Source organism: Brucella daejeonensis (assembly GCF_014199265.1).
GTDB classification, from domain to species: domain Bacteria; phylum Pseudomonadota; class Alphaproteobacteria; order Rhizobiales; family Rhizobiaceae; genus Brucella; species Brucella daejeonensis.
In genome coordinates, this window is record NZ_JACIJG010000003.1 from 92,071 (window position 1) to 109,572 (window position 17,502).

A 17,502-nucleotide genomic window follows, 5' to 3' on the forward strand; every position below is an offset into this window, starting at 1 on the left:
CGGGGCGCCGTCTTCGCGACACCGTGCTCGCAACCCGCCGCTTATTCGAAGCGGCCGCCCGCGAGACCACGGAGGTGCGATCATGGCCGAAAGAGCCGCCAATTTACCGCCACGCTACCTGAGAACGCAGGAGGCGGCGCGCTTCCTCGGCCTTTCCGAACGCACCCTTGAGAAGCATCGGACCTACGGGACCGGTCCGATCTACCGCAAGCTCGGCGGCCGCGTGGTCTATTCCGTCGACGACCTTCAGGCCTGGGCGGATCGCGGTCTCGTCACCTCCACGTCCGATCCGCGGGGCGGCACTGTTTCACCGGCCAAGCGTCAAACCGCCTCGACCGCCGCCGGCGGACGCTTCCCGCGCTGAGACGACCGGCCATGTCGTCCCGCCACACCCAATACGATGAGCGCGCCCAACTCGATCTGTTCCGGGCGCTGCCCGGCGATCTCGCACCCCGCGATGCGCAGGACCTCATGGCCTACCCGTTCTTTTCGCTCGCCAAGTCGAAGCGTCTGGCGCCGATAGACTTCAAGGCCGGGTCGGTGAAGATCCGTGTCGAAGCGGTGCCGGAACATGGCATGGCGACGATCTGGGACGCGGACGTCCTGATCTGGGCGGCCTCGCAGATCGTCGAGGCGCGCGATGTCGGCCTGCGCCCCTCGCGCCTGATGGCGACCACCCCCTATGAAATCCTGAACTTCATCGGCCGCGGCGTATCGCTGCGCGACTACGACCGCCTCAAGGCGGCACTCGACCGATTGCAGTCGACCACGGTTGCGACCTCCATCCGCCAGCCGACCGAGCGGCGGATGCACCGCTTCTCCTGGATCAACGAATGGAAGGAGCGCGCCGACCATCGCGGTCGTCCGCTCGGTCTCGAGCTGATCGTCCCCGACTGGTTCTACGGCGCGGTGCTCGACGACGCGCTCGTGCTGACGATCGACCGCAAATACTTCGATCTCACCGGCGGCTTGGAGCGCTGGCTCTACCGCCTGGTGCGCAAGCACGGCGGCAAGCAGGAGTTCGGCTGGAGCTTCGATTTCCCGCACCTGCACGCGAAATCCGGCAGTCTCTCTCCACTCAAGCACTTCGCCTACGACCTGCGCGACATCGTCCGTCGCCAGCCGCTGCCCGGCTACCGGCTCACCATCGAGCAATGCCTCGGCGGCCCCGAAATCCTCTCCTTCGTACCCACCGATCCTGACGCGCTCGGCATCCCGCGCCGCCGTCGCCGCTCGTTAACTCGCCCTGGGGATAAGCTGTGAATCATCTCGTGCTATCAGGGACCGGCACTGTCGTGCCATCGGGGACCGGACTTTCGTGCTATCGGGGACCGGAATCGCCGATTCATCGCGCTGAATCAGCAGCTTGCGAGCCCCGTAACTTATCTAACCTAGATTCCTTCGGAATCTTTCTAACGGAACCGCCGTTTTCGGCCGCTGTGGACGAGTCCCCGTTTCCCGGGAGACCGTTATGATCGTCGCGCTCCTCAACCAGAAAGGCGGCGTCGGCAAGACGACGCTCGCCCTGCACCTCGCCGGTGAATGGGCCCGCGGCGGCAAGCGCGTCACCTTGATCGACGCCGATCCGCAGGGCTCGGCGCTCGACTGGTCGCAGCAGCGCAGCCGGGAGGGGCTGGAGCGGCTGTTCGGTGTCGTCGGCCTGGCCCGCGACACGCTCCACCGTGAAGCGCCCGAGCTGGCCCGCGACGCCGACCATGTCGTCATCGACGGCCCGCCGCGCGTCGCCGGTCTCATGCGCTCGGCGCTGCTCGCCGCCGACCTCGTGCTGATCCCGGTGCAGCCGTCGCCGCTCGACGGCTGGGCGTCGGCCGAGATGCTGGCGCTGCTCGGCGAGGCGCGCATCTATCGCCCGCAGCTCGCCGCGCGCTTCGTGCTGAACCGCTGCGCGGCCCGCACGGTTCTGGCGCGCGAGACCGCCGAGACGCTGGCGGATCACGACCCGCCCTTGCTCTCGACCACCATCGGCCAGCGCATCGTCTTCGCCGATGTCGTGCAGACCGGCCGGCTCGCCGCCGAGCAGGACGAGGATTGCCCCGGCGCGCGCGAGATCGCCGCGCTCGCAGCGGAAGTCGCGAGGATCGGCGCATGAGCGAGCGGTCCCCGAAGCGCAGCTTTGCGGCGCGTCCAGCCAATCCCGAAGACTGGATTAAGGCGCCCGAACGCCAGGCCTCCCGTACCCAGCCCGCCGAGGACTTCTCGGCCCGGCTGACGATCGACGTCACTGCCGACATGCGCGGCCGCATCAAGATCGCCGCCTTTCAGCGCGGCCAGACCGTCGCCGACATGCTTCGAGCGCTGTTCGAGCGCGAATTCCCACCCCCGTCAGGAGAAGGACAATGACCGGCCTTGTCACCGCGCCAGAACGCGTCGGCCGTGCTGCCGCCGAGCCGCCGCCCGAAGCGTTCACCCAGGTCGAACTCGTCTGGATCGAGAAGCAGACGGAGCACTGGGTCCGCTTCGGCCGCGAGCGGCGCGAGCAGATCCTCGACCGCCGCCGGCGCATCCTCTTCTTCCCTCCCGGCAGCGTCCTCGCGCTGGTGCGCTGGGCGGCGAATGAGCACGGCACCGTTCTCTCGCGGGTCGACATCCTGCGCACGGTCGAGCGCGACGCAGCGTGCCAGACCGTCCCGGCGGTCACGCCCGGCGCAGAGGTTCTGCTGCATGTCGATGGATGGCCGAAGGTGGAGCGCGTGCTCCAGCTCATCGACGCCATTGAGGCGCGCGGCATCGATCCGATCGAGGTTTCGCCCGACCATTGGCGCCACGTCCATAACCGGATGACCGTCGGCGAAACGCCGCGCGCTTATGGCCTTCGGCTGCATCGCGCCTTTCTCCTGCGTCGGGAGATCGGCGCATGACCCGGCTCTCCTATGCCATCGTCACGACGGCGGCCGTGTCGCTTCTCGGCATTGCCTCCGTGGCATCGTTCGCGCCGAAGCTGATCTGGAACGCCTCCGCCAGCACGCCGGTCGGCTTCTACACGATCGACGAACCTGGGCCGGTCGCCGTGACCGATCTGGTCGCGGTGGATGCCCCCGAACCGCTCGCCACCTTCCTGTCCGATGGCGGCTACCTGCCGCGTGGCGTGCCGCTGCTGAAGCGCGTCGCCGCGCTCCCGGAACAGCGGGTTTGCCGCACCGGGCTCGCCATCACCGTCGACGGCGTGCCGATGGGCGACGCTCTCGACCACGATCGTCGCGGCCGTCCGCTCCCGATCTGGCAGGGCTGCCGATTGGTCGCGAATGGCGAGCTGTTCCTGATGAACTGGCAGGTCCGCGACAGCCTCGACGGTCGCTATTTCGGCCCGCTTCCGGCCACCGCTGTGATCGGCCGGGCCACCCCTCTCTACACCGACGAGGACGGCGATGGCCGCTTCGTCTGGCGCGCGCCGACGCGGTGACGGCGCGCCCATGACCAGTCCACCGCATCTGAAGGAGACGACCCATGCCCGTGATCGGTCAATTCATGCGCGAGAATGATGGCTTCATCGGCCACCTGACGACGCTGTCGCTGCATCAGGACATCATCATCGTCGCGGCCGAGCCGTCCGAAGCCGAGAACGCGCCGGACTACCGCGTACATTTGCTCGACACCATGAGCAACGAGACCGGCGCGGAGATCGGCGCGGGCTGGAAACGTACCGGCGAGAAGGCCGGCGAATACGTCTCGCTGCAGCTCGACGATCCGACCTTCGAACATCCGATCCGCGCCAACCTGTTCCAGTCGGCCGACGACAAATCCGCCTGGGGCCTGCACTGGAATCGCCCGCCGAAGCGCGGCGAGCGAGACTGAGCGATGCCGGCCCGCCGCCATCGCGCTGTTGCCGGACGGTTTCCCACCGTCCGGCACACAGCCTTCCTTCTCCTTTCCGGCCTGTTCACCGGCCTGTCGTCGACCGTCCCGACCGCCGCACAAGACGCGTCGGTGGAGCGCGCACCACCTCGTGATCCCTATGCCGGTCATATCGCTGACGCAGCGCGCCGGTTCGGCATTCCGGATGCGTGGATTCGGGCCGTCATGCGCGTCGAAAGCCGTGGTGATGTGCGCGCGATCTCACCCAAGGGCGCGATAGGGCTGATGCAGATCATGCCAGCGACGTGGGGGGATTTGCGCGCTCGACATGGTCTCGGCGGCGATCCCTACGACCCACGCGACAACATCATGGCGGGCGCTGCGTACCTGCGCGAGATGCACGATCGCTACGGCTCGCCGGGCTTTCTGGCGGCCTACAATGCCGGTCCCGGCCGCTACGAGGAATATCGCGCGACCGGCCGCCCATTGCCCGCCGAAACGCGCGCCTATGTTGCTGCGCTCGCACCGATCATTGGCGGCGGCGATCCGACTGCCCCCGTCACGGTGGCGACCGCCGATCCGCTCGCCTGGACCCGTGCGCCGCTCTTCATCGTGCATCTCGACGGCAACACGGGTGCAGATCAGCGACAGAGCGACGATGCTCCGGCTACACCATCCGCGCAGGAAACCGCGCGCGATCCGGTCCTGCCTGCACCGCGATCGGGCGGCCTATTCGTGGCGCGAACCGATACTGCGGGGCCGCGATGAGTGACTTCGCACTCCCTGCGGCATTGTCGGGCTCTGGCGTGGATTTGGCGTCAGAGGCGGGAAGAGCAGGCAGCACAACCGAACGATGGCGAGATAAAAGCGCGCGAGGTGCGGCTTGGTGCGGTCGTGTGTTTTCAGGGACTTATGGCGCATTGGCGCGAGGTGCGCCTGATCGGCGCAGCCTGCGCATTCGCCATTTCGCCAAGGATTTCCGCTCGATTGCGCGATGTGCGGGACCTCGGCCATGAGCGGCGAGGACAATTTCCGCATCCGGCCAGGCCGCATCCGTTCGACCCGCGCACAACAGGCGCGGCCCTTCATCGCCCAGGCGCTGGCAGCCGCCCAGCGCGCCGGCGGCAGCGTCTCGCGCTCTGGTAAGATCAGCTCGGGCGACCGCTCGCGGTTCGGCCGCGGTCAGCGCGCGACTGTCCAGGCCAACCGGCTGCTCACTAGCCGATCGCGCAACACCGTCATCAAGACGCGCGTCGTCCGTCATGGCGCTCGCGCCGCGCCGCTTTCCGCCCACCTCAGCTATCTACGGCGCGAGGGTGTCACCCGTGATGGGGAGAAGGCGCGGCTGTTCGGTCCTGAGACCGAGGACGCCGATCCCAAGGCCTTCGCCGAGCGGACCCAGGATGATCGGCATCATTTCCGCTTCATCGTCTCGCCCGAGGACGCGACCGAGATGTCCGACCTCAAGACATATGCCCGCGACCTGATGGGGCAGATGGAGAAAGACCTCGGCACGAAGCTCGACTGGGTCGGCGTCGATCACTGGAACACCGATAATCCCCACGTCCATATCATCCTGCGCGGACGCACCAATGACGGTCAGGACCTGGTCATCTCCCGCGACTACATCAAGGAAGGCATGCGCGCCCGGGCGCAGGATCTCGTCACCCAAGAGCTGGGGCCGCGCACCGATCACGAGATCCGCCGCAATCTCGAACGCCAAATCGAGTCGGAACGCTGGACCAATCTCGATCGCCAGCTTTCGCGTGACGCCTATCGCACCGGCGTCGTCGATCTCGCACCGCACCCTGACCGCCAGCCCGACGAATTTCATACGATGAAGGTCGGCCGGCTGCGCAAGCTGGAGACACTCGGCCTTGCGGATCAGATCGGCCCCGGCCAATGGGTCATATCGGAGAATGCCGAGGCGACGCTGCGCGAGTTGGGCGAGCGTGGCGATATCATCAAGCGCATTCATCGCGGCCTGACGGAACGCGGTATCGAGCGCGGCGCCGCCAGCTATGTGCTGGCCGGCGAGAGCATCAACGATCCTGTTGTCGGCCGGCTAGTCGATCGTGGTCTCGACGATGAGCTGAAGGGCACGGCCTATGCCGTGGTCGATGGCACGGACGGACGAACCCATCACATCAAGTTGCCCGACCTCGACGCGGCCGGCGATAGCGCGCCGGGCTCGATCGTCGAACTGCGCAAATTCGACGACGCGCAGGGACGCAGACGGGTCGCGCTCGCCGTCCGCTCCGATCTCGACATCGAACGGCAGGTCCATGCGACCGGGGCCACCTGGCTAGACCGCCAGGCGATCGCCCGCGATCCGGTTGCGCTCGGCGGTGGCGGCTTCGGCGCCGAGGTTCGCCAGGCGATGGACCGCCGTGCCGAGCACCTCGTCGGCCAGGGCCTCGCCGAGCGGCAGACGCGCGGTGTCAGCTTCTCCCCCGGGCTGATCGACACACTTCGGCAGCGCGAAGTCGACGCCCTTGGCGAGAAGATCGCGGCCGAGACCGGCCGGCAATTCTCGAAGGCCTCGGCGGGCGAATATGTGGCGGGCACCTATCGCCAGCGCTTTGCGCTCGCGTCGGGCCGCCTCGCCATGATCGACGACGGCCTCGGCTTCCAGCTCGTGCCCTGGTCGCCGTCGATCGAGCGTCAGATCGGTCAGCACGTCTCCGGCGTGTCGCGCGGCGCCGGTGGCGTCGACTGGAGCTTCGGCCGCAATCGCGGCCTGGGCATGTAGCCCAAACAAGAAAGGAGTGCCCGCCATGTCGGCGACCAAAATCCTCTGGGGCCAGATCCTCACCGTCTTCCTGATCGTCCTGATGACGACATGGGCGGCGACGCAATGGACGGCCTGGCGTCTCGGCTTCCAGCCGCAGCTCGGACTCCCGTGGTTCGAACTGGCTGGCTGGCCGATCTACTATCCGCCAGCCTTTTTCTGGTGGTGGTATTTCTACGACGCTTATGCCCCGCCGATCTTCATCGAGGGCGCCTATATCGCCGCATCCGGCGGCTTCATCTCCATCGCCGTCGCGATCGGCATGTCGGTCTGGCGGGCGCGTGAGGCCAAGAACGCCGAGACCTTTGGCTCCGCCCGATGGGCCGGTGCCGGCGAAGTCCGCGCCGCCGGACTGCTGGGCGCGGATGGCGTTGTCCTCGGCAAATTTGATCACGACTATCTTCGCCATGACGGTCCCGAGCATGTGCTGTGCTTCGCACCGACGCGATCCGGCAAGGGTGTCGGCCTGGTCGTGCCGTCGCTGCTGACCTGGCCGGGCTCGGCCATCGTGCACGACATCAAGGGTGAGAACTGGACGCTGACGGCGGGCTTTCGATCCCGGCACGGCCGTGTCCTGCTATTCGATCCGACCAACGCGAAGTCGGCGGCCTACAATCCCCTGCTCGAGGTCCGCCGTGGCGAGTGGGAGGTCCGCGACGTCCAGAATATCGCTGACATCCTGGTCGACCCGGAAGGCTCGCTGGAGAAGCGGAACCACTGGGAAAAAACCAGCCATGCGCTGCTGGTCGGCGCAATCCTGCACGTCCTCTATGCCGAGGCGGACAAGACTCTCGCGGGCGTCGCCGCCTTCCTCTCCGATCCGAAGCGGCCGATCGACTCGACGCTGGCCGCGATGATGAGGACGGCCCATCTCGGCGAGGCCGGACCCCATCCGGTGATCGCCAGTGCGGCCCGCGAACTGCTGAACAAATCCGACAACGAGCGGTCGGGTGTGCTGTCCACCGCGATGTCGTTTCTCGGCCTCTATCGTGATCCCGTCGTCGCCGAGGTCACGCGCCGCTGCGATTGGCGCATCACCGACATCGTCGGCGGCAAACATCCGACGACGCTTTACCTCGTCGTGCCGCCGTCGGACATCAATCGCACCAAGCCGCTGATCCGTCTGATCCTCAATCAGATCGGCCGGCGGCTCACGGAGGAGCTGAACGCGACGGGCAGCCGCCACCGGCTGCTGCTCATGCTCGACGAATTTCCGGCGCTTGGCCGCCTCGACTTCTTCGAGAGCGCGCTCGCCTTCATGGCTGGCTACGGGTTGAAAGCCTTCCTGATCGCCCAGTCGCTGAACCAGATCGAGAAGGCCTACGGCCCGAAGAACTCGATCCTCGACAACTGCCATGTCCGCGTCAGCTTCGCGACCAATGACGAACGGACCGCCAAGCGTGTCTCGGATGCGCTCGGCACCGCGACCGAGATGCGCGCGATGAAGAACTATGCCGGTCATCGCCTGTCGCCGTGGCTGGGCCACATGATGGTCTCGCGCTCGGAGACAGCCCGGCAACTGATGACGCCCGGCGAGATCATGCAGCTTCCGCCATCCGACGAAATCGTCATGGTCGCCGGCACCCCGCCGATCCGCGCGAAGAAGGCACGATATTATGAGGATCGGCGGTTTCAGGAGCGCATCCTGCCGTCACCGGCTCTGGTGAAACCGTCAACGGCCCGACCGGACGACTGGAGCACGCTGCCGCTTCCCGCGACGCCTGCGGTCGCGATGGCCACCAGCGGCGACGGATCGGAGGACGAGGATACGACCGACTCCGAGCGCCGGCACCAGCCGGAGCTAAGCCGCTCAAAACCCGTTGAGCCTAAACAACCCATCGAAAACGAGTTCGAGATCGATCCACGCGACGACGCCGATGAGGACACCGCACGGCTCTCACGCATGAATCAGACCATGCGCCAGGTCGCACGCCAGGCGTCGCTCGATCCCGGCGACGGCATCGAGCTTTAGGAGACACCATGGCAAATCCTCTCAAGAAGCAGCGGCTGTCTGTCTATCTCGAACCGGACGTTATGAAGGCGCTCGCCGCGCACGCCGCCCGGCGTGATCAATCTCTCTCGCTGATCGCAGAAGCGGGCATCGCCTCGTTCCTCTCGCCCGACGCTGCCGAACGGCAGGAGGCCGCCACAACGAAGCGACTCGACCAGATCGACCGGCGAATGGCGCGGATGGAGCGTGACCTCGGAATCAGCGTGGAGACGCTGGCCGTGTTCATCCGCTTCTGGCTGACCACGAACCCGCCGCTCCCGGAGCCCGCTCAGGCCGCGGCTCGTTCGAAAGCTGGCGAACGCTACGAGGCGTTCGTCACCGCGCTCGGCCGGCGACTCGCTCACGGCCCGAAGCTTCGGCAGGAGATTTCCGAGGACATCGCGCCCGCGCACGACGCGCAATAAGCATCAATTCCGGCATCACAAGTATTCGGAAGACCCGCCGAACACCTGTCTTTGTACGCCACGGTACGACACGCAAAACAAGCTGTTGCAGATCGCCGATTTCCGGTTCTCTTAATCATCCCCGATCCAGGGACGGCCTGACGCGGTCCCGCAAGAGAACGGGGACGACGTGGCCGTATCTTCCGAGAAATCCGAGGCGATCGTTCGCGGGGCGCGCATGCTGCGCACCGCGCTGGGCCCCGCCATCGCCGGTTTTCTGGCAGACGCCAGCGTCGTCGAAGTAATGCTCAATCCAGACGGCCGTCTCTGGATCGACCGGCTATCGGAAGGCTTGTCGGACACAGGCGAGCGCCTTTCGGCAGCCGATGGCGAGCGCATCGTGCGCCTCGTCGCCCACCATGTCGGCGCCGAGGTTCATACCGGCAACCCGCGCGTCTCGGCGGAACTGCCGGAAACGGGAGAGCGGTTCGAGGGTCTGCTGCCGCCCGTTGTGGCAGCGCCAGCCTTCGCGATCCGCAAGCCCGCCGTCGCCGTCTTCACGCTGCAGGACTATGTCGCCGCCGGCACCATGACCGCAGAGCAGGCCGAAATCCTGCGCCAGGCCGTTGCTGATCGCCGCAACATCCTGGTGGCCGGCGGCACCTCGACCGGTAAAACGACGCTGACCAACGCATTGCTCGCTGAGGTATCGAAGACGTCCGACCGCGTAGTGCTGATTGAAGACACCCGCGAACTGCAATGCACAGCACCCAACCTGGTCGCCATGCGGACCAAAGACGGTGTCGCGACACTCTCCGATCTCGTCCGCTCCTCTCTGCGCCTGCGGCCCGATCGTATCCCGATCGGCGAGGTGCGCGGCGCCGAGGCCCTCGACTTGCTCAAGGCCTGGGGCACCGGCCACCCCGGCGGGATCGGCACGATCCACGCCGGGAGCGCGCTCGGCGCGCTGCGCCGCCTCGAGCAGCTCATCCAGGAAGCCGTCATCACCGTCCCACGCGCACTGATCGCGGAGACGATCAACGTCGTCGCCGTCCTCTCGGGCCGCGGCTCGATGCGACGCCTGGCAGAACTCGGCCGCATCGAAGGGCTCGGCCCCGACGGCGACTACCGCGTCCGCCCCGCAACCCAGCCCTCAGCCCAGCCCTCCGAAGGAGAACCTGCATGATCCGCCGTGCCCTGCATTTTCGTCGCCATGTGGCGACCGCCGCATCCGTCCTCTTCGCCAGCATGCTGCTGGCGCCCGCCGCTCACGCTTCCGGCTCCTCGATGCCGTGGGAAGCGCCGTTGCAATCGATCCTCGAATCCATCGAGGGCCCTGTCGCCAAGATCGTTGCGGTGATCATCATCATCGTCACCGGCCTGACGCTCGCGTTCGGAGACACTAACGGTGGCTTCCGCCGTCTGATCCAGATCGTCTTCGGCCTGTCGATCGCGTTTGCCGCATCGAGCTTCTTCCTGTCGTTCTTCTCGTTCGGCGGCGGGGCGCTCGTCTGATGGTGGGCCTGATCGAGAGCGGCAGCGACGTGCCCGGCTACAGCATCCCGGTCCACCGGGCCCTGACCGAGCACATCCTGCTCGGCGGTGCGCCGCGCTCCATCGCCATCCTCAACGGCACGCTCGCCGCCGCTCTCGGTCTCGGCCTTCGCCTCTGGCTGGTCGGCCTCGGTCTCTGGGCGATCGGCCATTTCGCGGCCGTCTGGGCGGCCAAGCGCGACCCGCAATTCGTCGATGTCGGTCGCCGGCACCTTCGCATCCCCGGTCACTTGAACGTCTGAGGCCCATCGATGATGAACCTTGCCGAATATCGTCGCACCTCGACCCGCCTTGCGGATTTCCTGCCATGGGCGGCGTTGGCCGCCCCCGGCGTTGTTCTCAACAAGGATGGCAGCTTCCAGCGCAGCGCACGCTTCCGCGGCCCCGATCTCGATTCCGCCATGCAGGCCGAACTGATTGCGGTCGCCGGCCGGCTCAACAGCGCCTTCCGCCGTCTTGGCTCCGGCTGGGCGATCTTTGTCGAGGCGCAGCGCCATGCCGTCGGCGCCTATCCGGTGAGCCGGTTTCCCGATCCTGCCTCGGCCATGGTCGAGGCAGAACGCAAGGCTGACTTCGAGGAGGACGGCATCCACTACGAGTCGAGCTACTTCCTGACCTTCATCTTCCTCCCGCCCGCCGAGGACGCCGCGCGTGCCGAAAGGTGGCTCTACGAGGGCAAGGCGGATCGCGGTGTCGACGCCTGGGAAGCCTTGCATGGTTTCGTCGACCGCACCGACCGCATCCTGCAACTCGTCGAAGGGTTCATGCCGGAATGTGGGTGGCTCGATGACGTCGAGACGCTGACCTACCTGCACTCGACCGTCTCGACGAAGCGCTATCGCGTGCGCGTTCCCGAAACGCCGATGTATCTCGACGCGTTGCTCGCCGATCAACCGCTCACCGGCGGGCTGGAGCCGCGCCTTGGCGACGCGAACCTGCGCATTCTGACTGTCGTCGGTTTCCCGACCGCGACCACGCCCGGGATCCTGGACGAGTTGAACCGGCTGGCCTTTCCCTATCGGTGGGCCACGCGGGCGATCCTGCTTGACAAGACCGACGCAACGAAGCTCCTGACGAGGATCAGGCGGCAATGGTTCGCCAAGCGAAAGTCGGTCGCCGCCATCCTCAAGGAGGTGATGACCAACGAGGCGAGCGCGCTCGTCGATACCGACGCCGCCAACAAGGCGGCCGACGCCGACCTCGCGCTCCAGGAACTCGGCGCCGACTATGCCGGTCAGGCCTATGTCACCGCCACGATCGCCGTCTGGGACGTCGCTGCCCGTATTGCGGCGGAGAAGCTCCGTCTTGTCGAGAAGGTGATCCAGGGCCGCGACTTCACCGCCATGCCCGAGACCATCAACGCAGCGGATGCCTGGCTCGGCTCGCTGCCGGGCCACGTCTACGCCAATGTGCGTCAGCCGCCGATCTCGACACTCAACCTTGCCCACATGATCCCGCTTTCGGCTGTATGGGCGGGGCCGGAACGAGATGAGCACTTCGGTGCGCCCCCCTTGCTGTACGGCAAGACCGAAGGATCCACCCCGTTCCGGTTCTCCATTCACGTCGGCGATGTCGGTCATACTCTGGTGGTCGGCCCGACCGGCGCCGGCAAGTCCGTGCTGCTGGCGCTGATGGCGCTGCAGTTCCGCCGTTACGCGGGGGCGCAGGTCTTCGCCTTCGACTTCGGCGGCTCGATCCGCGCCGCCGCCATCGCCATGGGTGGCGACTGGCATGATCTCGGTGGCGGCCTGACCGAGGGCTCTGCGGATAGCGTCGCGCTGCAACCGCTGTCGCGAATCGACGAGGCGGCCGAACGTGCCTGGGCCGCCGACTGGATCGTCGCGATCCTGATGCGTGAGAGCATCCAGATCACACCCGAGGTCAAGGAACTGATCTGGACTGCGCTGTCATCGCTCGCCAGCGCGCCTGTTGCCGAGCGCACCATGACGGGCCTGTCGGTTCTGTTGCAGTCGAACGACCTGAAGCAGGCGCTGCGGCCTTACTGTGTCGGCGGTCCCTATGGCCGGCTGCTCGATGCCGAAAGCGAGCATCTCGGCGTCGCCACCGTCCAGGCCTTCGAAACCGAAGGCTTGATCGGGACGGCCGCCGCGCCCGCCGTGCTATCCTATCTGTTCCACCGCATCGAGGACCGGCTGAATGGCGAGCCGACCCTAATCATCGTCGATGAAGGCTGGCTCGCCCTCGATGACGAGGGCTTTGCCGGCCAGCTCCGTGAATGGCTGAAAACGCTGCGCAAGAAGAACGCCAGCGTCGTCTTCGCCACACAGTCACTCTCCGACATCGACGGCTCGGCGATTGCGCCGGCCATCATCGAAAGCTGCCAGACGCGGCTGCTGCTGCCGAACGAGCGGGCGATCGAGCCGCAGATCACCGCGATCTACCGCCGCTTCGGATTGAACGACCGGCAGATCGAGATCCTCGCCAGAGCCATGCCCAAGCGGGATTATTACTGCCAGAGCCGCCGTGGCAACCGGCTGTTCGAACTCGGCCTCGCCGACGTGGCGCTCGCGCTCTGCGCCGCATCCTCCAAGACCGATCAGGCCGCGATCGACCGCATCGTCGCCGAGCACGGCCGCGAGGGCTTCCTCGCCGCCTGGCTGCGCCATCGCGGCGTCGACTGGGCGGCCGACCTCATTCCCAACCTCACAAACCTGGAGAAACCATCATGACATTGTGCCGTCCTCGCGTAGCGCGGTTCGCCCTTGCGCTGCTTGCCACTCCCGTTGCGTTCGCGCCAATCCTGACAACGCCGGCGCATGCCCTCATCGTCTACGATCCCGCCAACTACGCCCAGAACCTTCTGTCGGCGACCCGCGCGCTGACGCAGATCAACAACCAGATCACCTCGCTCCAGAACGAGGCGACGATGCTGATCAACCAGGCCCGCAACCTCGCGAGCCTGCCTTATTCCTCCGTCCAGCAATTGCAGCAGTCGGTTCAACGGACCCAGCAGCTGCTCGGCGAAGCTCAGCGCATCGCCTACAATGTGCAGAACATCGACCAGGCGTTCCGCACCACGTACGGCAATGCCTCGATGTCGGCCTCCGACCAGCAACTCGTCACCGACGCGCGCGAGCGCTGGCAGAACACAGTCGGCGGCCTGCAGGATGCCATGCGCGTCCAGGCTGGCGTGGTCGGCAATATCGACACCAACCGGGCTGAGATGTCGACGCTGGTCGGTCAGAGCCAGGGCGCAACCGGCGCGCTTCAGGCGACGCAGGCCGGCAATCAACTCCTCGCGTTGCAGGCCCAGCAGCTCGCCGATCTCACCGCCGTCGTCTCCGCCAACGGCCGCGCACAGGCGCTCGCCGAAGCGGAGCGGTCCGCCGCCGCCGAACAGGGCCGCGAGCAGCGTCGCCGCTTCCTGACGCCGGGCGTCGGCTACCAGGCCGGCAACGCGCAGATGTTCCCAGGCAGCAACTGAGGGCGCGGCGATGGACGGAAAGCTTCTCGCGCGTATCAGCGCCATCGGCTTCGTGACCTTCGCGATCACGGCGACGGTCATCGAACTCTCCCGCAAGTACGAACCGCCCCTTCACCGGGGCGTCACTGCTGCGACCGAAACGGGCGTTGATGCACTGAAGATCGAACTGCGGCGCTGCCAGCAGCTCGGCGAAGCCAGCACCCACGACCCCGCCTGCCTTCGGACCTGGGCTGAAAACCGCCAACGCTTCCTGAAGCCATCGCAGGTGCTCCAATCGCAGCCGGCTCCGCAGGCACCGGGTCCACACGGTCAGCCGCAGAATCCTCCCGTCCCGCACAACCCCGCGGTCATCGAGACCGCGCCGGAGACCGACACCCACACGAACGAGGCGCGTTGACATCATGGGCGGCACCGGCGTCATCGACCATTTCCTGGAGGTATTCACCCGCTATATCGATAGCGGCTTCGGTCTCCTCAGCGGCGAAGTGGCCTTCATCGCCACCACGCTGATCGTGATCGATGTGACGCTCGCCGCGCTGTTCTGGAGCTGGGGCGCCGATGACGACATCATCGCGCGCCTGGTCAAGAAGACCCTGTTCGTCGGCGTACTCGCCTATCTCATCAGCAACTGGAACAATCTCGCCCGGATCATCTTCGAGAGCTTCGCCGGACTTGGGCTGAAGGCGGCCGGAACCGGCTTCACCGTCGCCGACATGATGAAGCCCGGCCGTGTGGCGCAGACCGGCCTCGATGCTGGCCGGCCGCTGCTCGACTCCATCTCCGATCTCATGGGCTACTTGAGCTTCTTCGAGAACTTCATCCAGATCGCGGTGATGCTGCTCGCCTGGGCGCTGGTGCTGCTCGCCTTCTTCATCCTCGCCATCCAGCTCTTCGTCACGCTGATCGAGTTCAAGCTGACGACACTTGCCGGCTTCGTGCTCATCCCCTTCGGCCTCTTCGGCAAGAGTGCCTTCATGGCCGAGCGCGTGCTCGGCAACGTCATCTCCTCCGGCATCAAAGTGCTGGTCCTCGGCGTCATCATCGGCATCGGATCGAGCCTCTTCTCCGAGTTTACAGCCGGTTTCGGCGGGCGCACGCCGACGATCGACGAGGCGATGGCGATCGTGCTCGCGGCACTGACGCTGCTCGGCCTCGGCATCTTCGGGCCGGGCATCGCCAACGGCCTCGTGTCCGGCGGTCCGCAGCTTGGCGCTGGCGCCGCGATCGGAACCGGGCTTGCCGCTGGCGGCATGGTTGCAGCCGGCGCAGCCACTGTCGGCGCCGTTGCCTCGGGTGGTGCAGCGCTCGCTGGTGGCGCTGCCGCCGCGGCCCGAGGCGGTGCCGCTCTGGCGGGTGGCGCATCGAGCGCATACAGCTTGGGCGCTGCAGGGCAGACCGACGCCTCGGGTGTGGCCAGCGGCTTGGGTGGTGTCGCCCGGGCCGCTGGTTCCGCCGCCACATCACCGCTTCGCCGCGCCGCCCAACGGGCGTCATCCAGCATGCAGTCCAGCTTCGCCAGCGGATCTCGCGCTGCCTTCGAGACGACAGGCGGTTCCTCGACCATGGGCACCATTGCTGACGCAGCCAGCGAGGCTGCACCGAACCCGGCCGGTGGGGCTCAGCAGCCTCCCGCATGGGCTCGCCGCATGAAGCGCTCCCAGCAAATGAGCCATGCCGTCTCCACGACCGTCCATGCCGTCCGCAGCGGCGACAGCCACGGCGGCGGATCTTCCGTCAATCTCTCTGAAAGCGACCGCTGATGTTCCGACGACCCTCGACCCACTATGGAAAAGCCCCCGAACCCGAAACGCCATACCAACGCGCCGCCCAGGTCTGGGACGACCGCATCGGCTCGGCCCGCGTCCAGGCGCGCAACTGGCGCCTGATGGCATTCGGATCCCTCGTCCTGTCGGCAGCGTTCGCCGCGGCGCTGGTCTGGCAATCCGCCCGCGGCACCGTCGTTCCGTGGGTTGTTCAGACCGATCGTCTCGGACAGGCGCAGGCGGTCGCACCGGCGACGGCCGATTATCAGCCGACCGATCCACAGATCGCCTTCCATCTCGCGCGCTTCATCGAGCAGGTCCGCTCGATCCCGGCCGACGCGATCATCGTTCGCCAGAACTGGCTGCGCGCCTACGACTTCACGACCGACAGGGGGGCAGCGGCGCTCAACGACTATGCGCGATCCAACGATCCCTTCACCAAGGTCGGGCGCCAGCAGATCGCCGTCGATGTATCGAGCGTGATCCGCGCCTCGCCAGACTCGTTCCGCGTCGCATGGACCGAGCGCCGTTACGAGAACGGCCAGCTCGCCGAAACCTCACGATGGACGGCGATCCTCACGATCGTCGTGCAGATACCGCGCAACGCCGACCGGCTGCGCGCCAATCCATTGGGGATTTACGTCAACGCAATTTCTTGGTCACGGGAGCTGGGGCAATGATGATGCCGATCTTCTGCAAAGCCGGAGAACCGGCTTTACGTACACACGCATTGGCGGCTTTGCTGCTGGCGGCCACGGCACTCGCCGGCTGCGCGACGACGCAAAAGCCGCCGGAGATCAGCTACGACGACGCGCCCGTTGCCGTGCAGACCGTCGATCCGCCCGCGCCGGTGACGGTCGTCGAACTGCCCAAGCCGCTGCCGCTACCCGGCCAGATGAAACCGGTCGAAGCATCGCGCCGTTCCGCCGAGCCGGCCGATCCCACGGCACGCGTCAACCAGGCCAATGCGGCCGCCCGCATTCAGCCGGTGCGCGACGGCTTCATCAACTCGATGCAGGTCTACCCCTTTACCCAAGGGGCGCTCTATCAGGTCTACACCGCCGTCGGGCAGATCACCGACATCGCGCTCCAGCCCGGCGAAACGCTGGTCGGGTCCGGCCCGGTTGCCGCCGGCGACACGGTGCGATGGATCATCGGTGATACCCAAAGCGGCTCGGGCGCGACGCTTCAGGTCCACATACTGGTGAAGCCGACCCGCGCCGACCTGATGACCAATCTCGTCATCAACACCAATCTGCGCACCTACCACATGGAACTGCGCTCGACCGAGCGCACCTATATGGCTTCGGTCTCCTGGCAATACCCGCAGGACCAGCTCATCGCGCTGCGCCGCCAGAACGCCGAGGCGCAGGCGACCCAGCCGGTGGCGACGGGGGTTGATCTCTCGCGCATCAATTTCCGCTACGAAGTGACCGGCGACCGTGCGCCGTGGCGGCCGTTGCGCGCCTATGATGACGGACGGCAAGTATTCATCGAGTTTCCGCGAGGCATTGGCCAGGGCGAGATGCCGCCGCTCTTCGTCGTCGGCGCGGAGGGCAACACCTCTGAACTCGTCAACTACAGGGTCCGCAACAACTACATGATCGTCGATCGCCTCTTCGCGGCCGGCGAACTGCGCTTCGGCTCTGGCGACAGGCAGAAACGCGTCCGGATTACGCGCACCGACGGGAGGCCCGCGTCGTGAGCGACGACCGGAACGAGGAAGAGAAAGTCGCTGCGCC

At 66.5% G+C, this 17,502-nt stretch carries 20 protein-coding genes; all 20 read left to right on the plus strand.

Annotation, left to right across the window (positions count from 1 at the left end; translation table 11 throughout):
- Window positions 1-82: 82 nt before the first annotated feature.
- The 20 genes from FHS76_RS04405 (at window position 83) to trbG (ending at window position 17,465) form a co-directional block, all read left to right on the plus strand.
- Window positions 83-364 (plus strand): helix-turn-helix transcriptional regulator, encoded by a 282-nt coding sequence (locus FHS76_RS04405; RefSeq protein ID WP_183648649.1) that lies wholly within the window; start codon window positions 83-85, stop codon window positions 362-364.
- 11 nt (window positions 365-375) lie between these two features.
- Window positions 376-1,263, plus strand: coding sequence for a replication initiator protein A (locus FHS76_RS04410; protein ID WP_183648653.1), 888 nt, complete (start codon window positions 376-378; stop codon window positions 1,261-1,263).
- 208 nt (window positions 1,264-1,471) lie between these two features.
- The gene (gene parA, locus FHS76_RS04415) at window positions 1,472-2,110 is read left to right on the plus strand and encodes a ParA family partition ATPase (RefSeq protein WP_183648656.1); all 639 of its coding nucleotides are present in this window, start codon (window positions 1,472-1,474) and stop codon (window positions 2,108-2,110) included.
- Window positions 2,107-2,361 (plus strand): ribbon-helix-helix protein, encoded by a 255-nt coding sequence (locus FHS76_RS04420; RefSeq protein ID WP_183648658.1) that lies wholly within the window; start codon window positions 2,107-2,109, stop codon window positions 2,359-2,361. The genes parA and FHS76_RS04420 overlap by 4 nt, the downstream gene beginning before the upstream one ends.
- Window positions 2,358-2,879 carry a DUF2840 domain-containing protein gene (locus FHS76_RS04425; RefSeq protein ID WP_183648660.1) on the plus strand — a complete coding sequence of 174 codons (522 nt, stop codon included), beginning with the start codon at window positions 2,358-2,360 and terminating at the stop codon, window positions 2,877-2,879. The genes FHS76_RS04420 and FHS76_RS04425 overlap by 4 nt, the downstream gene beginning before the upstream one ends.
- On the plus strand, window positions 2,876-3,421 hold the full coding sequence (locus FHS76_RS04430; protein ID WP_183648662.1) for a S26 family signal peptidase: 546 nt from the start codon (window positions 2,876-2,878) through the stop codon (window positions 3,419-3,421). Before FHS76_RS04425 ends, FHS76_RS04430 begins: the two co-directional genes overlap by 4 nt.
- A 44-nt stretch (window positions 3,422-3,465) precedes the next feature.
- Window positions 3,466-3,813, plus strand: coding sequence for a DUF736 domain-containing protein (locus FHS76_RS04435; protein ID WP_183648664.1), 348 nt, complete (start codon window positions 3,466-3,468; stop codon window positions 3,811-3,813).
- Window positions 3,814-3,816: 3 nt separating this feature from the next.
- A complete protein-coding gene (locus FHS76_RS04440; protein WP_183648666.1) occupies window positions 3,817-4,581 on the plus strand; it encodes a lytic transglycosylase domain-containing protein in 765 nt (254 codons plus the stop codon).
- A 244-nt stretch (window positions 4,582-4,825) separates the two neighbouring features.
- A complete protein-coding gene (locus FHS76_RS04445; protein ID WP_183648669.1) occupies window positions 4,826-6,565 on the plus strand; it encodes a relaxase/mobilization nuclease domain-containing protein in 1,740 nt (579 codons plus the stop codon).
- Window positions 6,566-6,590: 25 nt separating this feature from the next.
- Window positions 6,591-8,576, plus strand: coding sequence for a conjugal transfer protein TraG (locus tag FHS76_RS04450; RefSeq protein ID WP_183648671.1), 1,986 nt, complete (start codon window positions 6,591-6,593; stop codon window positions 8,574-8,576).
- Between the two features lie 8 nt (window positions 8,577-8,584).
- Window positions 8,585-9,019 carry a CopG family transcriptional regulator gene (locus FHS76_RS04455; RefSeq protein ID WP_183648674.1) on the plus strand — a complete coding sequence of 145 codons (435 nt, stop codon included), beginning with the start codon at window positions 8,585-8,587 and terminating at the stop codon, window positions 9,017-9,019.
- Window positions 9,020-9,236: 217 nt separating this feature from the next.
- Window positions 9,237-10,184, plus strand: coding sequence for a P-type conjugative transfer ATPase TrbB (trbB, locus tag FHS76_RS04460; RefSeq protein WP_210306013.1), 948 nt, complete (start codon window positions 9,237-9,239; stop codon window positions 10,182-10,184).
- Window positions 10,181-10,513, plus strand: a complete 333-nt coding sequence (locus FHS76_RS04465) for a TrbC/VirB2 family protein (protein WP_183648680.1) — start codon at window positions 10,181-10,183, stop codon at window positions 10,511-10,513. The genes trbB and FHS76_RS04465 overlap by 4 nt, the downstream gene beginning before the upstream one ends.
- Entirely contained in the window at window positions 10,513-10,794 is a 282-nt protein-coding gene (locus FHS76_RS04470) for a VirB3 family type IV secretion system protein (RefSeq protein ID WP_183648682.1), read from the plus strand. Before FHS76_RS04465 ends, FHS76_RS04470 begins: the two co-directional genes overlap by 1 nt.
- A 9-nt stretch (window positions 10,795-10,803) precedes the next feature.
- Entirely contained in the window at window positions 10,804-13,242 is a 2,439-nt protein-coding gene (gene trbE / locus FHS76_RS04475) for a conjugal transfer protein TrbE (protein WP_183648685.1), read from the plus strand.
- Entirely contained in the window at window positions 13,239-13,997 is a 759-nt protein-coding gene (trbJ, locus tag FHS76_RS04480) for a P-type conjugative transfer protein TrbJ (RefSeq protein ID WP_183648688.1), read from the plus strand. Before trbE ends, trbJ begins: the two co-directional genes overlap by 4 nt.
- A gap of 10 nt (window positions 13,998-14,007) precedes the next feature.
- Window positions 14,008-14,394, plus strand: coding sequence for a putative entry exclusion protein TrbK-alt (trbK-alt, locus tag FHS76_RS04485; protein WP_183648691.1), 387 nt, complete (start codon window positions 14,008-14,010; stop codon window positions 14,392-14,394).
- Between the two features lie 4 nt (window positions 14,395-14,398).
- Complete coding sequence (gene trbL, locus FHS76_RS04490) at window positions 14,399-15,757, plus strand: P-type conjugative transfer protein TrbL (RefSeq protein WP_183648694.1); 1,359 nt, start codon at window positions 14,399-14,401, stop codon at window positions 15,755-15,757.
- Window positions 15,757-16,440: a conjugal transfer protein TrbF gene (trbF, locus tag FHS76_RS04495; protein WP_183648697.1), complete on the plus strand. Its 684-nt coding sequence runs from the start codon at window positions 15,757-15,759 to the stop codon at window positions 16,438-16,440. Before trbL ends, trbF begins: the two co-directional genes overlap by 1 nt.
- Complete coding sequence (gene trbG, locus FHS76_RS04500) at window positions 16,437-17,465, plus strand: P-type conjugative transfer protein TrbG (protein ID WP_374828570.1); 1,029 nt, start codon at window positions 16,437-16,439, stop codon at window positions 17,463-17,465. The genes trbF and trbG overlap by 4 nt, the downstream gene beginning before the upstream one ends.
- Window positions 17,466-17,502 lie beyond the last annotated feature (37 nt).

Coding starts and splice junctions, on each gene's coding strand:
- trbK-alt (WP_183648691.1), top strand. CDS start 14,008: ATGGACGGAAAGCTTCTCGCGCGTATCAGCGCCATCGGCTTCGTGACC.
- FHS76_RS04455 (WP_183648674.1), top strand. CDS start 8,585: ATGGCAAATCCTCTCAAGAAGCAGCGGCTGTCTGTCTATCTCGAACCG.
- trbF (WP_183648697.1), top strand. CDS start 15,757: ATGTTCCGACGACCCTCGACCCACTATGGAAAAGCCCCCGAACCCGAA.
- trbE (WP_183648685.1), top strand. CDS start 10,804: ATGATGAACCTTGCCGAATATCGTCGCACCTCGACCCGCCTTGCGGAT.
- FHS76_RS04430 (WP_183648662.1), top strand. CDS start 2,876: ATGACCCGGCTCTCCTATGCCATCGTCACGACGGCGGCCGTGTCGCTT.
- FHS76_RS04465 (WP_183648680.1), top strand. CDS start 10,181: ATGATCCGCCGTGCCCTGCATTTTCGTCGCCATGTGGCGACCGCCGCA.
- FHS76_RS04425 (WP_183648660.1), top strand. CDS start 2,358: ATGACCGGCCTTGTCACCGCGCCAGAACGCGTCGGCCGTGCTGCCGCC.
- trbB (WP_210306013.1), top strand. CDS start 9,237: ATGCTGCGCACCGCGCTGGGCCCCGCCATCGCCGGTTTTCTGGCAGAC.
- FHS76_RS04405 (WP_183648649.1), top strand. CDS start 83: ATGGCCGAAAGAGCCGCCAATTTACCGCCACGCTACCTGAGAACGCAG.
- FHS76_RS04440 (WP_183648666.1), top strand. CDS start 3,817: ATGCCGGCCCGCCGCCATCGCGCTGTTGCCGGACGGTTTCCCACCGTC.
- trbG (WP_374828570.1), top strand. CDS start 16,437: ATGATGATGCCGATCTTCTGCAAAGCCGGAGAACCGGCTTTACGTACA.
- FHS76_RS04470 (WP_183648682.1), top strand. CDS start 10,513: ATGGTGGGCCTGATCGAGAGCGGCAGCGACGTGCCCGGCTACAGCATC.
- FHS76_RS04410 (WP_183648653.1), top strand. CDS start 376: ATGTCGTCCCGCCACACCCAATACGATGAGCGCGCCCAACTCGATCTG.
- parA (WP_183648656.1), top strand. CDS start 1,472: ATGATCGTCGCGCTCCTCAACCAGAAAGGCGGCGTCGGCAAGACGACG.
- FHS76_RS04435 (WP_183648664.1), top strand. CDS start 3,466: ATGCCCGTGATCGGTCAATTCATGCGCGAGAATGATGGCTTCATCGGC.
- FHS76_RS04420 (WP_183648658.1), top strand. CDS start 2,107: ATGAGCGAGCGGTCCCCGAAGCGCAGCTTTGCGGCGCGTCCAGCCAAT.
- FHS76_RS04445 (WP_183648669.1), top strand. CDS start 4,826: ATGAGCGGCGAGGACAATTTCCGCATCCGGCCAGGCCGCATCCGTTCG.
- trbJ (WP_183648688.1), top strand. CDS start 13,239: ATGACATTGTGCCGTCCTCGCGTAGCGCGGTTCGCCCTTGCGCTGCTT.
- FHS76_RS04450 (WP_183648671.1), top strand. CDS start 6,591: ATGTCGGCGACCAAAATCCTCTGGGGCCAGATCCTCACCGTCTTCCTG.
- trbL (WP_183648694.1), top strand. CDS start 14,399: ATGGGCGGCACCGGCGTCATCGACCATTTCCTGGAGGTATTCACCCGC.